The organism is Caballeronia arationis, assembly GCF_001544975.2.
In the GTDB taxonomy this organism is placed as follows: domain Bacteria; phylum Pseudomonadota; class Gammaproteobacteria; order Burkholderiales; family Burkholderiaceae; genus Caballeronia; species Caballeronia arationis.
On record NZ_FCOG02000009.1, the window covers coordinates 128,286 to 144,440 of the forward strand.

The 16,155-nt window shown below is 64.4% G+C and carries 20 protein-coding genes and 1 pseudogene; 11 read left to right on the top strand and 10 right to left on the bottom strand.

What is annotated here, in order from left to right; all coding sequences use genetic code 11:
* Positions 1–285 (bottom strand): hypothetical protein, encoded by a 285-nt coding sequence (locus AWB81_RS07905; RefSeq protein WP_143753698.1) that lies wholly within the window; start codon positions 283–285, stop codon positions 1–3.
* 190 nt (positions 286–475) lie between these two features.
* Here AWB81_RS07905 and AWB81_RS07910 point away from each other — a divergent pair.
* The 5 genes and pseudogenes from AWB81_RS07910 (at position 476) to AWB81_RS07930 (ending at position 3,743) form a co-directional block, all read left to right on the top strand.
* Positions 476–1,122: pseudogene (locus tag AWB81_RS07910) on the top strand (OmpW/AlkL family protein).
* A 67-nt stretch (positions 1,123–1,189) separates the two neighbouring features.
* Positions 1,190–2,104: a pyridoxal-phosphate dependent enzyme gene (locus tag AWB81_RS07915; protein WP_062633896.1), complete on the top strand. Its 915-nt coding sequence runs from the start codon at positions 1,190–1,192 to the stop codon at positions 2,102–2,104.
* A 178-nt stretch (positions 2,105–2,282) separates the two neighbouring features.
* On the top strand, positions 2,283–2,486 hold the full coding sequence (locus AWB81_RS07920; RefSeq protein WP_062633897.1) for a cold-shock protein: 204 nt from the start codon (positions 2,283–2,285) through the stop codon (positions 2,484–2,486).
* A 239-nt stretch (positions 2,487–2,725) separates the two neighbouring features.
* Positions 2,726–2,950 carry a hypothetical protein gene (locus AWB81_RS07925; RefSeq protein ID WP_062633898.1) on the top strand — a complete coding sequence of 75 codons (225 nt, stop codon included), beginning with the start codon at positions 2,726–2,728 and terminating at the stop codon, positions 2,948–2,950.
* Positions 2,951–3,206: 256 nt separating this feature from the next.
* Positions 3,207–3,743 carry a hypothetical protein gene (locus AWB81_RS07930; protein WP_062633899.1) on the top strand — a complete coding sequence of 179 codons (537 nt, stop codon included), beginning with the start codon at positions 3,207–3,209 and terminating at the stop codon, positions 3,741–3,743.
* A 49-nt stretch (positions 3,744–3,792) separates the two neighbouring features.
* Here AWB81_RS07930 and AWB81_RS07935 read toward each other — a convergent pair whose 3' ends face one another.
* A complete protein-coding gene (locus AWB81_RS07935) occupies positions 3,793–4,383 on the bottom strand; it encodes an NUDIX domain-containing protein (RefSeq protein ID WP_062633900.1) in 591 nt (196 codons plus the stop codon).
* 92 nt (positions 4,384–4,475) lie between these two features.
* Between AWB81_RS07935 and AWB81_RS07940 the strand changes: the two genes are divergently transcribed.
* The gene (locus tag AWB81_RS07940) at positions 4,476–5,231 is read left to right on the top strand and encodes a DeoR/GlpR family DNA-binding transcription regulator (RefSeq protein ID WP_062633902.1); all 756 of its coding nucleotides are present in this window, start codon (positions 4,476–4,478) and stop codon (positions 5,229–5,231) included.
* Positions 5,232–5,325: 94 nt separating this feature from the next.
* Entirely contained in the window at positions 5,326–5,736 is a 411-nt protein-coding gene (locus AWB81_RS07945) for a GFA family protein (protein ID WP_062633904.1), read from the top strand.
* A gap of 19 nt (positions 5,737–5,755) precedes the next feature.
* On the opposite strand, the gene AWB81_RS07950 is transcribed toward AWB81_RS07945, so the two are convergent.
* Entirely contained in the window at positions 5,756–6,766 is a 1,011-nt protein-coding gene (locus AWB81_RS07950; protein ID WP_062633906.1) for a zinc-binding alcohol dehydrogenase family protein, read from the bottom strand.
* 125 nt (positions 6,767–6,891) lie between these two features.
* Here AWB81_RS07950 and AWB81_RS07955 point away from each other — a divergent pair, with 125 nt between their 5' ends.
* Positions 6,892–7,761 carry an NAD-dependent protein deacetylase gene (locus AWB81_RS07955; RefSeq protein ID WP_062633907.1) on the top strand — a complete coding sequence of 290 codons (870 nt, stop codon included), beginning with the start codon at positions 6,892–6,894 and terminating at the stop codon, positions 7,759–7,761.
* Here the strand turns inward: AWB81_RS07955 and AWB81_RS07960 are convergent.
* A complete protein-coding gene (locus tag AWB81_RS07960) occupies positions 7,758–9,008 on the bottom strand; it encodes an aminotransferase class V-fold PLP-dependent enzyme (protein WP_062633909.1) in 1,251 nt (416 codons plus the stop codon). The two genes, AWB81_RS07955 and AWB81_RS07960, sit on opposite strands and share 4 nt — an antisense overlap.
* Positions 9,009–9,267: 259 nt before the next feature.
* Between AWB81_RS07960 and AWB81_RS07965 the strand changes: the two genes are divergently transcribed.
* Positions 9,268–10,956 carry a methyl-accepting chemotaxis protein gene (locus tag AWB81_RS07965; RefSeq protein WP_062633960.1) on the top strand — a complete coding sequence of 563 codons (1,689 nt, stop codon included), beginning with the start codon at positions 9,268–9,270 and terminating at the stop codon, positions 10,954–10,956.
* A gap of 40 nt (positions 10,957–10,996) precedes the next feature.
* On the opposite strand, the gene acuI is transcribed toward AWB81_RS07965, so the two are convergent.
* From acuI to AWB81_RS07995, 6 genes are all read right to left on the bottom strand, one after another.
* Positions 10,997–11,980, bottom strand: a complete 984-nt coding sequence (gene acuI / locus AWB81_RS07970; protein WP_062633911.1) for an acrylyl-CoA reductase (NADPH) — start codon at positions 11,978–11,980, stop codon at positions 10,997–10,999.
* 127 nt (positions 11,981–12,107) lie between these two features.
* Positions 12,108–12,545 (bottom strand): PRC-barrel domain-containing protein, encoded by a 438-nt coding sequence (locus tag AWB81_RS07975; RefSeq protein ID WP_062633913.1) that lies wholly within the window; start codon positions 12,543–12,545, stop codon positions 12,108–12,110.
* Between the two features lie 178 nt (positions 12,546–12,723).
* Positions 12,724–12,939 carry a hypervirulence associated TUDOR domain-containing protein gene (locus AWB81_RS07980; protein WP_062633914.1) on the bottom strand — a complete coding sequence of 72 codons (216 nt, stop codon included), beginning with the start codon at positions 12,937–12,939 and terminating at the stop codon, positions 12,724–12,726.
* Between the two features lie 28 nt (positions 12,940–12,967).
* Positions 12,968–13,390, bottom strand: a complete 423-nt coding sequence (locus AWB81_RS07985; protein ID WP_062633915.1) for a DUF1810 domain-containing protein — start codon at positions 13,388–13,390, stop codon at positions 12,968–12,970.
* Between the two features lie 83 nt (positions 13,391–13,473).
* Positions 13,474–14,406, bottom strand: coding sequence for an aldo/keto reductase (locus tag AWB81_RS07990; RefSeq protein WP_062633916.1), 933 nt, complete (start codon positions 14,404–14,406; stop codon positions 13,474–13,476).
* A 61-nt stretch (positions 14,407–14,467) separates the two neighbouring features.
* Positions 14,468–14,824 carry a hypothetical protein gene (locus AWB81_RS07995; protein WP_062633917.1) on the bottom strand — a complete coding sequence of 119 codons (357 nt, stop codon included), beginning with the start codon at positions 14,822–14,824 and terminating at the stop codon, positions 14,468–14,470.
* Between the two features lie 93 nt (positions 14,825–14,917).
* Here AWB81_RS07995 and AWB81_RS44605 point away from each other — a divergent pair, with 93 nt between their 5' ends.
* Positions 14,918–15,373, top strand: a complete 456-nt coding sequence (locus tag AWB81_RS44605; RefSeq protein WP_144444088.1) for a hypothetical protein — start codon at positions 14,918–14,920, stop codon at positions 15,371–15,373.
* Between the two features lie 506 nt (positions 15,374–15,879).
* A partial coding sequence (locus tag AWB81_RS08005; RefSeq protein WP_327371757.1) for a transglutaminase N-terminal domain-containing protein occupies positions 15,880–16,155 on the top strand: 276 nt, incomplete at its 3' end.

The following is a 16,155-nucleotide window of genomic DNA, read 5'->3' on the forward strand; positions in this document are numbered from 1 at the left end:
CTACCGCTTCTTTCCCATGCTGCCCGCACCCGCGTCCATGCCGAGACCGTTCGGACGATCGGGCGCCGGACCTTTCCCCGAAGACGTCTTGCCGGGATCCTTTTTCTGCGCGTGATCCCAGGCCGCCGTCGCGCTTGCGGGCGTCGTCGTGTTGTGCTCCTGATAGGCCGGCGTGCTGCCCGGATCGAGCTTGTTCGGCTGCTGCTGCGCACTGGCGACGATTGCCAGCGTACCGCCGAGCATGATGGCCGCGGTACGGCCGAGCGCTGTGGAGATGGGTCTCACGATGATCCTCGCTGATGTAGTGCGCCTGCTGCAAATTCAGCAAGGATCGGTCCCGGGAACTACTGCGCGTGACCCGGTGGAGCGTTCCGTCATGCACGTTCATTCAAAGCGGGTACGTTGAGCGCCATCAACGTGAAGGACCAACACATCTCCAACAATACGAAGTCTTCACACAACGGCACGAAACAGCATGAAAATAAGGTTGGCGGTACTCGGTCTGGCTTGCGCGGCAAGCCTTTTTGCAATGTCCGCGATGGCGAGCGACACGACGCAGGCAAGCACGTCGATGACAGGCATCCACGCGGGCGACGTGCTCGTCAGACTCAGGGCGATCAGCATCCTGCCCTCGGTACGCACGAGCGACACGCTCTCGGCGCTCAACGTGGGCGTGAACAACGCAACGGTGCCCGAACTCGACTTCACGTACATGATCCGCGACGATGTCGGTGTCGAGCTGATCCTTGCCACATCGCGCCATCAGGTCACGTCGAGCCTCGGCGGGTTGGGCGGCGTGGGCGTGCTGCCGCCCACGCTGCTGCTGCAGTATCACTTCAATCATGCGGGAACCGTGCGGCCCTACGTCGGCGCGGGACTCAACTACACGCTGTTCTACAACAACGGCCTGCAGGCGGGGGCCAGCCGGTCTCGGTCACGAACCACAGCTTCGGCCCGGCGCTGCAGGCGGGCATCGATGTCGACGTCACGAAGAACGTGTTCCTCAACGCCGACATCAAGAAGATCTGGATGAAGACCGACGCATCGCTAGGCGGCACGCCGATCGGCACGCTGCATATCGACCCGCTCGTGCTGGGTGTCGGCGTTGGCATGAAGTTCTGATAACGGCGATGCCGTTTCTGCGGCGAGGGTAAAATCGAACGCTTCACATCGATCCGACCTCGTCGCCATGTTCATCGAAACACCGCTGCTGGAATCGCGTGCCCTTTCGCAACGGCTTGGCAAATCCATCTGGCTCAAGATGGAAGCGATGCAGCCCACGGGTTCGTTCAAGGCGCGGGGCATCGGCCATGCCTGCTCGATCTACAAGGAACGCGGCGCTCGGCGGTTCGTATCGTCATCGGGCGGCAATGCGGGACTCGCCGTTGCCTTTGCCGGCCGCAAGCTCGGCGTGCCGGTGCTGGTCGTGGTGCCCGAGACCACCTCAGAGCGTGCGAAGCATCTGATCGGCATGGAAGATGCCGAGGTAGTCGTGCGTGGCAAGTCGTGGGACGAAGCGAACCGCTTCGCGCTCGCGTCGTGCACCTCCGCCGATGCCTTCCTTCATCCCTTCGACGATCCGCTCATCTGGGAAGGCCATGCGAGCATGATCGACGAAGTCGCGCGTGCGGGATCGAAGCCGGATGCGGTCGTGCTGTCGGTGGGCGGCGGCGGGCTTTTGTGCGGCGTGGCGGAGGGGCTTCGGCGCAACGGCTGGGACGACGTGCCGCTCGTCGCGGTGGAAACGGAAGGTGCCGCCTCGTATGCCGGATCGCTCGAAGCGGGCGAGCGCATCGAGTTGCCGGCGATCACGAGTATCGCGACCTCGCTCGGTGCACGCAGTGTCTGCGCGGAAGCGCTTGCTATCGCGAAACGGCGTCCGGTCAGGAGCGTAGTCGTTTCAGACCGGCAGGCGGTCGGCGGATGTCTGGAAATGCTCAACGAGCATCGTATCGTCGTTGAACCGGCTTGCGGCGCTTCGGTCGCCGCGCTCGATTCGGACGCGCAACCCATGCGCGATGCCCGGAATATCTTGCTGATTGTATGCGGGGGAGTCGGTACGAATGTCGATCAACTGAAGCGCTGGAGCACTGAGCTGCGCTAAACACAGAATTAGCTTGACAGTCAATCAGCGAACACGTAACGTTCGGGTCGAAGTGTTCAAGAAGCCCGATTGTCGTTCATCATCCTCCGCCTGCGGTATTTGTTGTCCTCTCTCCCTTCCTTGATGCTTCTCTCGTCCCGTTCGGGATGGCTTTAATTTTTTTACTCAAGGAATTCTCATGGATACCGGTACCGTCAAGTGGTTCAACGACAGCAAGGGCTTCGGCTTCATCACCCCGGACAAGGGCGGTGACGACCTCTTCGCGCATTTCTCCGAGATCCGAAGCGAAGGCTTCAAGACCCTCGCTGAAAACCAGAAGGTCAGCTTCGAAACCAAGCAAGGCCCGAAGGGTCTGCAAGCGTCGAACATCACGCCGCTGTAAGCAGTAGATACAACGCTCGTCGCGGATCGATATGTCGGTCCGCGACAGTAGCTGAACCTCGCGGAGCTTCTTTGCTCCCGCCAAGGTTGCCGCCAAAGCGGCACACCATCGCAGCGCCCCTTCAGCATCTCCCAGCGTTTTTCTCGCATCTTCCCAGCGGTTCATCCAGGCTTTAAATCCAGCGTTGCGCCTGTGGCCGGCATGCCTTGCCGCGACCCTTAGCGTGCGCTCGCACCATCATGCAAAACTCTAATACTCACAACTACAACGGCTACAAAGTACTGCCGTCGGCACATCGTCTGCCTGACGGATCGTTCTCATCCGACCTCCTGCTCGAACGCCGCGACGGCACGGGCGAGGCAACGCGTTACCAGTTCCACGTCCTCGACTGTTTCGATGACGAACACGACGCAATCGTCCATTCGTGCCGCTGGGCGCACGAGTGGGTGGACTGCCGCGGCTGACTGCTGCCGGCGATCGGTAACGTGCCGCGGCGAACAGTCGACGTGCGTCGATTCATGTGTGCGGCGTCTCATGCGGCCGGTACGCACAAAATTGGCGGAAGAAGCCGGTGCTTCTGGCGTGGCATGCAATGCAGGAACGGTATCCTTGACTGCAGGCCGGGCGGCAAACAAAGGGGGCTCGAACTGCAAGCCGAGCCGCCATGTGCCGACCACCGCCGCTACGATTACAAAACACCGCTTCGGGGTTCGCACGCCAATGAGACTGTCCACTTTTGCCGGAATCGCACTGCTCGCCGCCAGCGGCGCCGCGCTCGCGCAGCAGCCGATGACCTTGCCCGGCCGCAGCCAGAGCGCAGGCCAGCAGGCCGTCGATAACGCTGCCTGTTACGCCTTCGCCAACCAGACCACACGCGTCGTCATGGCGCGCGAGCCGCAGACCGCTCCGCGCGATCAGTCGCACGAAGCACGCCCTCTCGTACCGCCACGCCCCGTCGAGCCGCCGTTGCCGCCGAGCGCTTCCGGTGCGGTCGCCGCTTCGGCTGCATCGGCGCCGATGGCCGCCAGCGCAGCGATGCCGGCGAGCGGTGCATCGGCGGCAATGGTCGCGGGAGCGTCGATGCCCGGTGCGGCCTCCGGTCCTGCCGCAGCGTCGGCGGCTGGCGCGAGCGGGGCGTCGGATGCCGGCTACGCCGAAATGAAGATGCCGCCGCTGCCGCCGCCCGAGCCGCCGATGGCGCGCTACTGGCGCGCCTACGGCGACTGCATGCAGGGCAAGGGCTACTTCGTGCGTTGAGCTCCGCGTCGCGGATGCGCGCGGAACGGGCCAACCCGGTCCGCGCGTTTCATCGACCGGCGCGCTGCAGCGCGAGATGCTGCAGCAGCATGATGGTCTTGCCGTCGACGATCTCGCCGCGCTCGACCATCCCGAGCGCCTGATCGAGCGTGGGTTCGATCACTTCGATGTCCTCTCCCTCCGATGCGACGCCGCCGCCTTGCGCGATCCGCGACGCGGAATCGTAATGGGCGACGAAGAAATACAGCTTCTCCGTCACTGAACCGGGGCTCATGAACGCCTCGAAGACCTTCTCCACGTCGCTCACGCGATAACCCGTCTCTTCCTCCAGTTCCGCGCGGATGCGCTCTTCGGGCGATGCTGCGTCGAGCAATCCCGCAGGCGTTTCGATCAGCATGCCGTCGTGTCCGTTGACGAACGCCGGCAGTCGGAACTGCCGTGTCAGGATCACCGTCTCGCGAACCGGATCGAAAAGCAGAATGGTCGCGCCGTTGCCGCGATCGTAGGTTTCGCGGCTCTGTCGCTGCCAGACGTTGTCGCGGCGCAGGAAGTCGAACGTCGTCTTTTTCAGCACATACCAGTCGTCGGAAAGAACCTCGGTCTCGATGATGCGTACTCGCTCTGCGGTAGGTGTCGACATTGGCGCTCCACTGTGAAAAAGTCACCTTCACATGGTATCGTGCAGTTTCATGAAAAAACAAGAAATTTCGTGCACGCGCGCGGACAAACCCGATGCTGACCACACAGAGAAAAAAAGCCATCCTCGAAGCGCTCGGGCGCGACGGCCAGGTGCTTGCCAAGGCGCTCGCCGAGGAATTTGGCGTGTCGGAAGACACCGTGAGGCGCGATCTGCGCGAGATGGCGAGCGAAGGTCTGTTGCAGCGCGTGCACGGCGGCGCGCTGCCGGCGTCGCCGGCGACGGCCGATTTCGCGCACCGGCAATCCGTCGAATCGGAGGCGAAACGCGCCGTCGCGAAAGCTGCGGCGGAAATGGTCGGGGAAGGGCAGGTGGTGATCGTCGATGGCGGGACCACCGCTGTGCAACTCGCGCGCTATCTGCCGCGCGGCCTACGCGCGACGGTCGTCACCCATAGCCCGAGCATCGCGGTGGAACTGGTCGATCATCCGTCGATCGAGGTTGTCGTGATCGGCGGACGGCTCTTCAAGCATTCCATCGTGACGGTCGGCGCGGCCGCGCTCGAAGCGCTCTCGCACATTCGCGCCGATCTGTTCTTCATGGGCGTCACGGGCGTGCACGCGAGCGCCGGTTTCTCCACGGGCGATCTCGAAGAGGCGTATATGAAACGTGCGCTCGCCGCGCACGCCGCCGAAACGGTCGTGCTCGCTTCGTCGGACAAGATCAACGCGGCGTCGCAGTACAAGATCGGCGAAATCTCGATGGCGAGCACGATCGTGGTCGAGCGCAGCACGCCGGCCACGCTCACCGACCCGCTCGCGGCCGCGGGCGTGACGGTCGTGCGGGCGTGAGAACCGCGCCGCTTACGGCGGACGCGTGCAATGATCGGAGACGATGCAGACGGGTATCCGTCAGCGAATTGAGCGGGGAAAGGAGCAACAGAAAATGGATGAATCGACAAGCCAGCAGACGATTCACGAAGGCGGCTGCGCATGCGGCGCAGTGCGCGTGCGGGTGAGCGCCGAACCGCTCGAAGTGAACCTGTGCCACTGCATGACGTGCAGGAGGATTCACGGCGCGCCGTTCGGCCTCTACGCGATCTTCGCGCGCGATGCCGCGCAGTTCACCGGCGAAACGCGCGCGTGGTCGAGTTCGGCGACGGGACGCCGGCATCATTGCGCGAACTGCGGGTCACCGGTGTATCTCGCGTTCGACGGCGTGCCCGAAGTCGAAATCCCGACCGGCCTCTTCGACGAGGTCGGCATCTATCCGCCGACCTACGAGATCTGGACGAAGCACCGCGAACCGTGGCACGACGCGCAAGGGCGCCCGCAGTACCCGGAAGCGGCGCCCTAGCGTAACGCGCGCCAGCGCCTCAGCACTCGACGATCGCCTTCACCACGCCCGCCTTCGGATCGAGCAGGCCCGGGAATTCGGCGGGGACGTCGGCGAGTTGCAGGCGATGCGTGTTGAGCGCGGCACTCGGCACTTCGCCCGCGCGCATCGCGGCGAGCACGGTTTCGAAGTCTTCGGGCGTCGCGTTGCGGCTCGCGATCAGCGTGGCCTCGCGCTTGTGGAACTCCGGGTCGGCGAACGAGATGCGGTCCGGCACGATCGACACGAGCACGTACTTGCCGCCATGCGCGATGAATTCGAAGCCGCGTTCCATCGCACGCGCGTTGCCGGTGGCGTCGAAAACGACGTCGAAGAATTCGCCGCCGGTCAGGCGCGAGAGTTCGTCCTTGTCGCCTTCGCCGATCTGCACGGTCGCGTGCACCTTCAGTTCGCGGCGGCAGAACGCGAGGCGGTCCTCACGCGTGTCGAGCGCCGTCACCGTCGCGCCGCGCAGGCGGGCGAAAGTGAGCGCCGCCATGCCGATCGGCCCCGTTCCCACGACGAGCACGCGCTGGCCCGCCTGCACGTCGGCGCGGCGTACTGCGTGCGCACCGATCGCGAGGAATTCGACCATCGCGGCCTCGTCGAGCGAAACGCCGTCGGCCTTGTGGACAAACTGCGCCGGCAGGGTGAGATATTCGGTGAACGCGCCGTCGCGATGCACGCCGAGCACCTGGATGCTCACGCAGCAGTTCGTCTTGCCCTGCCGGCACGCGATGCACTTGCCGCACGACAGGTACGGCATCACGTAGACCGGGTCGCCGGCCTTGAGTCCGCTTGCCGGATCGGCTTCCTCGATCACGCCGGACAGTTCATGCCCCATCACGCGCGGATAGGCGAGATACGGCTGATTGCCGGTGAAGATGTGCAGGTCGGTGCCACAGATGCCGACGCGCTTTACGCGCAGCAGCACTTCGTTCTCACCGCGTTGGGGCTTGTCGCGTTGTTCGGCGCGCAGCAGGCCGGGCGTTTCGCAGATCACAGTCAGCATGTTTGTCTCGGAATTATGTGGGGCAGGGCCTAATCTAGCGATCTCACGCGATTTGGTCAAGCCAGTTGTGATTTGATTGAATTGGTAAGGCCGGTGGGAGGCCGAGCGCGGCGCGTGACTTCGTCATATATTGCAACGATCGCAGCAAGCAAAGGACACCGGCAGTGAACGATCTTTTCGATTTCGTCGAGCGGCATCCACGCCTGTTCGTGCTGTCCGGCGCGGGCATCAGCACGGATTCCGGCATTCCGTGCTACCGCGACTGCGAAGGCCAGCGCACCGGCCGTTCGCCGATCCTGCTGCAGGAGTTCCTCAATTCCGATCACGCCCGGCGCCGCTACTGGGCGCGCAGCCTGATCGGCTGGCCGGTTGTCGCGGGCGCCGAGCCGAACGCGGCCCATCACGCGGTGCGTGCGCTGGCGTCGCGCGGGCGGCTACAGCGGCTCGTGACGCAGAACGTCGACGGGCTGCACACGCGCGCGGGCAACGCTGATGTCATCGAACTGCACGGAAATATCGGGCGCGTGCGCTGTCTGGGCTGCGGCGAGCAGCATCCGCGGGCGGCGGTGCAGCGCATGCTGGAGGCGGCCAATCCGGCGTTCGCGGGCCTGACCGCGCCCGCGGTTCCGGACGGCGATGCGCAGCTAGAAGACCTCGATTTCGCCGCCTTCGACGTGCCCGCCTGCCAGCGCTGTGGCGGCATCTTGAAGCCTGATGTCGTGTTTTTCGGGGAAAGCGTGCCGCGCGCCCTCGTCGACGACGCCGCCCGCGCACTCGAAGCTGCCGATGCGATGCTCGTGCTCGGGTCGTCGCTGATGGTGTATTCGGGGTATCGCTTCGCCGAGTGGGCGCATCGGGCGGGCAAGCCGATCGCGGCGATCAATATCGGGCGCACCCGTGCCGATGCGCTGCTCGCGGTCAAGGCGGAGCAATCCTGCGCGACGGCGCTGGGCGCGTTGCTCGAGCGGCTGGACGCGCGCGAACTTGCCCGCTAGCCCTCGCGCGCCAGCCCGGAAAGACCTTCGAGCAGGCGCTCGACGTCCGTCATGCGCGTGAGGATGCTGGGCGTGACCCGCACGACTTCGCCGGCGTCAGGCCCCGGCCGCATCACCGTAAACACGCCGAAACGCTCGCGCAGCGCCGCGACGATGGCGTCGGTGTCCGCCTTCGACGTGCGCCCGTGCAGCCGGAAGGACGTAATACCCGCAGTCATCGACGGATCGGCGGGTGTCAGGATCTGCACGCCCGGCAACGCGCGCGCGGGCTCGGCCCACGCGTTCCTGAGCGCGCGCAGGCGCGCCTCCTTCGCATGCGCGCCGATTTTCCCGTGCAGTTCCAGCGCGGCGGGCACGGTCAGCCACGCCGCAAAATTCGGCGAACCAGTGTGCACGCGCGAGCGGATGTCGCTCGCGGGCCAGGTGCGATCTCCGAGATAAGGATCGATCGCGTCGAGACTGCCGCGCCGGATATAAACCGCACCGCAGCCGAGCGGCGCGCCGATCCACTTGTGCAGGTTCAGCGCGGCGAAGGGCGCCCCAAGATCCGGCACGTCGAAGTCGAGCATGCCCCAGGAATGCGCCGCATCGACGATCACACCCGCGCCCGCCGCGTCGGCCATCGCGGCGATTTCACGCACCGGCATCACGAGCCCGGTCGCGAAACACACATGCGACAGCAACACGAGCCGCGTGCGCGGATGAGTGCGCAGCGCGGCCGCGTAGGTGTCCAGCACGTTTTCGCGCGTCGCGGGCTCGGGAATCGTCAGGCGCACGGGCTTGACGCCCCGGCGCTCGCGCAGCCACTCCATCGCGTCGCGGCCGCAAGGATAGTCGAGGTCGCTGTAGAGCACGGTGTCGCCGGGTTCGAGCCGGTTATAGCCGCTGACGAGCGCGAGCAGCGCTTCGGTCGCGTTGCGCGTGAGCTCGATTTCGTCGATCCCGCAGCCCATGGCCTGCGCCACCTTGCCGCGCACGCCGTCCATGATTTCCGACCAGTGCGGCCGCACCAGCAGTGTAGTTTCGAAGTTGATGCGTTCTGTCCAGTGCAGGTACATCGCCTTCACCGGTTCGCCCATCGCGCCCCAGAAGCCGTTCTCCAGGTTGACGAGCGCGTCGGACTGGCGGTAAAGCGCGCGCACGGCTCTCCAGTACGGCTCGTCGCCGGCAATGTTCGCTGACGGCGTGGCGGGCAGCGCCGCAAGCGCGGCGTCGAATTCGGGCAGGCGGTAGTCGAGTTGCAGCATCGCTGGACAGTCGGTCGATTTATGGTGGACAAGAAGGCACAGAAGAGCGCCGGACTCGCACGATACACCCCGAATCATGTGTCCGCAAACGATGCAATATGGTTTGTCCACTCTCCTTCAGACAATTGGATCCGTTTCGTTATCTCCCTGTAAGAGCGCTGGATCGGACCGCAGGGCCGCGGCATCCGATCGGACATCGACAGCCCGGCCTTTCGGCCGGCGGGTAGGCGCCTTCGTCCGAATGGACACGGAGAGAAACGTGGGTCTGAAGAACATCACAATCAAGAACAAGCTCATCGCGGGATTTGGCCTCATGGCGGTGCTCGTGCTCGTGATCGCGGGCATGTCGCTGCGGGCCCTCAGTACCGCCACCGACGGATTCTCGCACTACGTCAACGGCATCAACGCGCGCGCCGACGTCGCGGACCAGTTGCGCGCTGCCGTGGACCGGCGCGCGATCGCCGCCCGCAACCTCGTGCTCGTGAAGACCCCCGCCGACATCGAGATCGAGAAGGCCGACGTGCTGCGCGCGTATGAAGACGTGCAGGCGAAGCTCAAACAACTGAAGGACATGATCGCCGCTGCCACCGACACGAGCGAAAAGGCGCTCAGCCTCGTCGCGGAGATGGATCGCGTGGAAGGGCTGTATGGTCCGGTTGCGACCAACATCGTCGGCCTCGCGCTCGCCGGCGACCGCGAACAGGCGATTGCGAAGATGGACGACGAGTGCCGCCCGCTCCTTGGCGCGCTGGTGAAGGCGACCGATGCCTACGCCAGCTACACGCGCGAGCGCCGCGAAGTGATCGTGAACGAATATCAGAGCGCCTACGAGGCGCGTCTCGACCTGCTGCTTGGGCTGTCGGCCTTCGCCGTGCTGCTCGCGGTCGCGGCCGGCGTGTCGATCACGCGTTCGGTCACGCGGCCGATCGGTTTCGCGGTCGACATCGCCCGCACCGTCGCGCGCGGCGACCTGCGCAGCACGATCGTCGTGGACTCGAAGGACGAAGTCGGCGAACTGATGCGCGCGCTGCGCGAGATGAACGACCGCCTGACCGAGACGGTCGGCCGCGTGCGCGAGAGTAGCGGCGCGATCGGCGGCGCGGCCAAGGAAATCGCCACGGGGAACACCGATCTCAGCCAGCGCACCGAGGAGCAGGCCGCTTCGCTCGAGGAAACCGCCGCAAGCATGGAAGAACTCACGTCGACCGTGAAGCAGAACACCGAGAACGCCCAGCAGGCGAGCACACTTGCGCTCAACGCTTCGGCCGTGGCTAAGAGGGGCAGCGAAGTGGTCGGGCGTGTGGTCGATACGATGCATGGCATCAGCGAAAGCTCGGTAAAGATCGCCGACATCACCGGGATCATCGAAGGCATCGCGTTCCAGACCAATATCCTTGCGTTGAATGCGGCCGTCGAAGCGGCGCGGGCGGGCGAGCAGGGCCGCGGCTTTGCGGTGGTCGCGAGCGAGGTGCGCAGCCTCGCGCAACGTTCGTCGACGGCGGCGAAGGAGATCAAGGACCTGATCGCGAGTTCGGTGACGAAGGTGCAGGACGGCTCGGTGCTCGCGGAGGACGCGGGCAAGACGATGGCGGAAGTCACGAACGCGGTCGCGCGCGTGACCGACATCATGCAGGAGATCGCGGCGGCATCCGACGAACAGGGACGCGGCATCGAGCAAGTGAACCAGGCCATCGCGCAGATGGACGAGGTGACGCAGCAGAACGCGGCGCTCGTGGAAGAAGCGGCGGCCGCATCGCACGCGCTCGACGAGCAGGGCCGCCAACTGAACGAAGCGGTGGCGTTTTTCGTCCTCGCCGGGTCTTCGAAAGGTGCTGCGTACGCCGCGCCGGAACGCGCAGGCAGGAAGACGCCGGTCGTGGCGAAGCCGAATCGCGCGCCGTCGCTGCGCCCGGCGACGAGCGGCAACGACGGCTGGAGCACGTTCTGACGCGAACGCGCGGTCATGCATCATGGCGGCGCGTGCTGGCTCATCGATTCACGTCGACGATCACGCGGCCCTTCACTTCGCCCTGCAACAGTCGCCCGGCGACATCGACCGCCTCGCCGAGCGCGATCTCGCTTGCGACCTGCTCGATGGTTTGAACCGCCAGTTCGCTCGCGATACTGGCCCACGCACGCAGCCGCCGTTCGCGCGGCACATAGACGCTGTCGACGCCGAGCAACGCCACGCCGCGCAGAATGAACGGGGCGACCGACGCCGGCAGGTCCATGCCTTGCGCCAGTCCGCACGCTGCCACGGCGCCGCCGTAGTGCAGGCTCGCGCACACGTTCGCGAGCGTGTGGCTGCCGACGCAATCCACCGCCGCCGCCCAGCGCTCCTTTTGAAGCGGCTTGCCGGGCGCGGACAGCGCCGAGCGGTCGATCACCTCCGCCGCGCCGAGTTCGCGCAGGCGGGGTTCTTCGGAACTGCGACCCGTCGATGCCACGACGCGATAACCGCGCCGAGCGAGTATCGCGATGGCGAAGCTTCCGACGCCGCCGTTCGCGCCCGTCACCAGCACGTCGCCGTCGCCGGGCGCCGTGCCGTGGCGTTCGAGCGCCTGCGCGCACAGCATCGCCGTGTAGCCCGCGGTGCCGACCGCCATCGCCTGGCGCGCGGTGAGGCCTTCGGGCAGCGGAATCAGGTGATCGCCTGACACGCGCGCCTTCTGCGCAAGCCCGCCCCAGTGCGTTTCACCCGCACCCCAGCCGTTGAGCACGACGCTGTCGCCAGGTTTGAATTCGGCATGCGAGCTTTCCTCGACGACGCCTGCGAAGTCGATACCCGGCACCATCGGAAACGTGCGCACGACCGGGACCTTGCCGGTGATCGCAAGTGCGTCCTTGTAGTTGAGCGTGGAATACTCGACTCTCACGAGTACGTCGCCATCGACCAGACGCGCTTCGTCGATCGACTGGACAGACGCTTTCGTGCGGTCGTCCTCTTTCTCGAGCAGCAGTGCATTGAACATCGGTGAAACTCCATGTCTCCGGCTTGCAGGCCGCACACGCGGCAACCAAGCGCTTGTCTGGTTGTATAGCTAATCAAATCGCTGCATGAAGCGATGACGGTGCGCCATCGCTTCATGGGCCGCCTCGTCAGTGATGCTCAAATTGGGCGCGCGGCACAGGTGCTGTCTTCACCTTCGTGTACTGGAATTCCGGCAACGCCTTGATCGCGGCCTTCGTCGCACCCGCGAGCACCAGCTTGCCGCCGACGAAGTCGAGCTGCTCGATGGGGATCGCCACGTCATGATGCGACACGCCGAGGAACTGGTTGGCCGCGATGATCGCGAACGAAACCGAGCGGTCGGGTGCGACGATGATGTCGTGCACCACGCCGACGCGCGCGCCTTCGTCATTGACGACCGGCTTGTTCAGAATGGACTTCTTGACGCTCCAGCCTTCCACGATGGCCGTCGATACTTCAACGGACACGCCGAGCGGCTGCGCTCCCGCGACCTGCGCAAACGCGGCGGAGGACGCCAGCCCCATCGTGGAAGACGCGATCAGTAAAGCGACGATTCTCGATTTCATGTGTCCATGTCCTTTAGGTTGAAAGAGCGGTGAATCTGGAACGCGCGAGAGAGCGCGCTAGCAGTGTGACGGAATCGCGCGCGTTTTGCAGGTATGGAGAGGCACGGGAGTGTTTGCACGAGTCATGCACCGCGATAGAGCAAGGACGCGAGGCGTGCCCGGGGAAATCGTCGCATCATCACCCCGCGAGATGCTTGAGCGCGTTGCCCTTGTGCACCGCGTGCTTACCGCTCTTGTCGCTTTCCACTTCATATTGCGGCTCGGAACTGGACGCGCCCACCGTATGACCGGCGACGGTCGTGCGCTGCGTGATGACGCGCACGATGTGGCCGGTCGTCTCGCCTTGCGGGGTGTTCCAACTGACGTGATCGCGTACCTTGAAGGTCGTCGTCATTTGCAATTTCCCTCGTGGATGTGAGGCCTTATCTCAACCGGTCGAGCGTCCCGGTGTCGGGCTTGCCGCCAAAGTATTTGCTCAATGCTTCGTCGAACTCGGCTGTATCGGTCGAGCATTGCGCGAAGAGCGTCATCGACGAATGGAATTTCATGTCGTCGGGGTAGCCGAAGATTTGGTTGGCCGTGCGCTCGCGCAAGCCGTTCACGATGCGCGTGAGTTCGCGCAAGCGCGGCCCCAGAATTGGATGCGCGAGATAGGCTTCGGCTTCGGCAAGTGACGAAATAGCGTAATGCCGCGCCATTGCGCTGTGCCCGAGTCCCGCGATCTGCGGGAACATGAACCACATCCAGTGCGTGCGCTTTCTTCCCGCCTGCAATTCGGTGCGGGCGTCGTCGTAGGCCGGGCGCTGCGCATCGATGAAGCGCTCAAGATCGTAATCGTCGCTCATGTCATCTCCTCCTTCATGGCTCGACGAGGGGCTCATTCGACCAGCAACGCCCATTCCCGCCGCGATTCCGGCGAACGCCAGGCTCAGCTGGCAACCGCGTCGACGATGTGCTTGCGCAGTTCAGCGTCCGGATAGGCGCCGAAGCCTGCCTGCACGTTGTCGATCATGTGCTCGCGACGGCCCGTGCCCGGAATCACGCACGTCACGGCGGGATTTGCCAGAACGAACTTGAGCAGCAACTGCGCCCAACTTTTGCAGCCAATTTCCTGCGCGAACGAAGGCAGCGGACGGTCCTTGAGCCGCCCGAGCAGACCGCCGCCACCGAACGGCTGGTTGATGATCACCGCTACGCCGCGCTCGGCCGCGAGCGGCAGAATACGCCGCTCGGCGTCGCGATCGTCGGCCGCGTAGTTGATCTGCACGAAGTCGAGTTTCTCCGAGCGCAACACTGCTTCGACGTCGCCGAACGCGCTCGACGTGTAATGCGTGATGCCGATATAGTGAATGCGTCCGCTGGACTTCCAGTCGCGCAAGGTCGCGAGCTGGGTGCGCCAGTCGAGCAGATTGTGGATCTGCATCAGGTCGATGCGCGGCTGCTGCAGCCGCCGCCTCGATTGCTCCATCTGTGCGATGCCGGCTTCGCGCCCCTGCGTCCACACCTTGGTCGCGACGAACGCCTTGCGATGTGCATCGAGTTGCGTGAGGAGCGCGCCGGCGACTTCCTCGGAGGAGCCATACATCGGCGACGAATCGATGACGGATCCGCCCGCATCGAAGAGCACGCGAAGCACGTCGGCGAGACCCGCGCGAGCGCTGGCGTTCTCGCCGACGTCGAACGTGCGCCACGTACCGCAACCGACGACGGGCAGCGCCTCACCCGTCGACGGAACCGGACGTTTGCTCATGGTGTGGGTGCCGGGCGTTTGGGCGCGAGCGGCGTGCGTGAGCGGCAACGCGAGGGCGGCCTGGGTCGTGAACCGCAGAAAGGCACGGCGATCGTGCTTGGCAGAAGTCATCGGGACTGAAGCTGAAACGACGCGGGATTCAAATGATGCGCCTTTTCGACAGCGGGCGCTGTCAGCGCTTCTTCTTCGCCTCGTCGAGGCATGCGGCGAGCTTCTCGAAGTAGTCCAGCGCCTTTTTGGTCGGCACGACAGTCTTCGTGCGCAGGTCGGTGCTCATCTCGTCGACGGACACGAGACCCTGTTCCTTCAGCCGCGTCAGCTTGCGATGCACAGTGGCTGGCGCTCCCGCAGCAGAGAGCGCCATGGTCTCGGTGACGGTGAGCGTATGGCCCGCATGCCACGCTGCGGTGAGCGCTTCGAGCAACCGCTCTTCGGCTGCGTCGAGTTTCGGTACTGAAGGCAATGCCTGCACGGCCTGTGCGAGATTCAGGAAGCGGAAATAGGCATCGACGAGGTGCTTTTTTGCCATGGAGATAGGCTCATATCAGTCATATCAATCATACCATCAGCAAAATTGCTGCTACGCGAAACCGCTTATCAAAGTGATAAACGAATGATACGATTGTATTCAGTCGCCAAGCCACGACGGAAAGCGAACCTGAGAGACAAAATAAGAGCGTGGCCGCTCCGCGAGATGCGGAGCGGCAGCGCCATGACAAGGATAAAGAACGATATGACGCACTCGCAGCGCCATGCGGAAGCGGCCGCGCCTTTTCGCTTCACGGCGCATTGCGCCGACCAGGAGATCGTGCATCTGGAGCGGATGATCCGTTCGCCGCACTGGCATCGCAATCATGCGAGGCAGGCGCCTTACTGGCGTCGTCGCGTGGAAGTCCTCCAGCGCGATGCCGATCTGCTGCCTCATCAGCGCGCGCGGCTCGATGCGCTGCTTATCGAGCTCGCAAGCGTCGCCGATGTCCGGGCCCGCGCGGAGGAACCCGCCGCAAACGGCGAGCGGCGGATCAGCCGCGCCGCGGCGCCGCTGCGCCAAGCCCGGCGAACCATAGCCATAGCTTGATCGTATAGATGAGAATAAGGCTGCCGAAAAGGTCGCCGAAGAACATCGTGAGAAAGCGTTGGCCGACGTTCTGCGTGTCGCGGTTGAGGGCGAGCCACGTCTGATGCAGCACGGGACTCGCAGTGCCGTGGCGAATATGACAGAAGCGTGATGACGCAGGTTGTCCATTGCTGATGCGTTGCTGCGCTAATCGGGCGAGAACATGTCGCGTCGGACCGGCGCCTGGAGCACGCCACGCAGTGCGCTAAAGGGCCCCCAGCGTACAAGTCTGTTTCCCTTTTCCGTGAAAAGAAGCGAGGCACATAGCTTGCTTGCTGGAACCGCTCGGCCGCTCGCAGGCGATATCCGCACGCGCCAATCATGCGCCGGCCCCGCGAAAGGACTAAAGTGGTCCCGACACCGAGAGCCCACGGGAGACGAATCTTGACCTTACGACCCTCAGGCGTGCCGGAAGTCTCGGTCATCGCGCCCTTTGTCCCTTCTGCACTTTCTACAACGGTCGCAAAATGAACAAGGCGACTGATCCCCAGCGCTTCGTCGTGCGCCACGTCAGCGCGTACCGTTATTCGGAGCCAGTCGAATTCGGCGAGCATCGCATGATGTTCCGGCCGAGATCGAGCCACGATCTGCGCCTCGTCACGACGCACCTGCACATCACGCCGACGCCGGCGCATCTTCACTGGCTGCACGACGTGTTCGACAATTCCGTCGCCGTGGCGACGTTCGCCGGCGAAGCGCCCGAACTGATTTTCGAAAGCCAGGTGACGCTGGAACACTACGAG

Coding starts and splice junctions, on each gene's coding strand:
- AWB81_RS07930 (WP_062633899.1), top strand. CDS start 3,207: ATGAGACTGTCCACTTTTGCCGGAATCGCACTGCTCGCCGCCAGCGGC.
- AWB81_RS07935 (WP_062633900.1), bottom strand. CDS start 4,383: ATGTCGACACCTACCGCAGAGCGAGTACGCATCATCGAGACCGAGGTT.
- AWB81_RS07925 (WP_062633898.1), top strand. CDS start 2,726: ATGCAAAACTCTAATACTCACAACTACAACGGCTACAAAGTACTGCCG.
- AWB81_RS07960 (WP_062633909.1), bottom strand. CDS start 9,008: ATGCTGCAACTCGACTACCGCCTGCCCGAATTCGACGCCGCGCTTGCG.
- AWB81_RS07940 (WP_062633902.1), top strand. CDS start 4,476: ATGCTGACCACACAGAGAAAAAAAGCCATCCTCGAAGCGCTCGGGCGC.
- AWB81_RS07915 (WP_062633896.1), top strand. CDS start 1,190: ATGTTCATCGAAACACCGCTGCTGGAATCGCGTGCCCTTTCGCAACGG.
- AWB81_RS07995 (WP_062633917.1), bottom strand. CDS start 14,824: ATGGCAAAAAAGCACCTCGTCGATGCCTATTTCCGCTTCCTGAATCTC.
- AWB81_RS07950 (WP_062633906.1), bottom strand. CDS start 6,766: ATGCTGACTGTGATCTGCGAAACGCCCGGCCTGCTGCGCGCCGAACAA.
- AWB81_RS07980 (WP_062633914.1), bottom strand. CDS start 12,939: ATGACGACGACCTTCAAGGTACGCGATCACGTCAGTTGGAACACCCCG.
- AWB81_RS07945 (WP_062633904.1), top strand. CDS start 5,326: ATGGATGAATCGACAAGCCAGCAGACGATTCACGAAGGCGGCTGCGCA.
- AWB81_RS07985 (WP_062633915.1), bottom strand. CDS start 13,390: ATGAGCGACGATTACGATCTTGAGCGCTTCATCGATGCGCAGCGCCCG.
- acuI (WP_062633911.1), bottom strand. CDS start 11,980: ATGTTCAATGCACTGCTGCTCGAGAAAGAGGACGACCGCACGAAAGCG.
- AWB81_RS07920 (WP_062633897.1), top strand. CDS start 2,283: ATGGATACCGGTACCGTCAAGTGGTTCAACGACAGCAAGGGCTTCGGC.
- AWB81_RS07975 (WP_062633913.1), bottom strand. CDS start 12,545: ATGAAATCGAGAATCGTCGCTTTACTGATCGCGTCTTCCACGATGGGG.
- AWB81_RS07990 (WP_062633916.1), bottom strand. CDS start 14,406: ATGACTTCTGCCAAGCACGATCGCCGTGCCTTTCTGCGGTTCACGACC.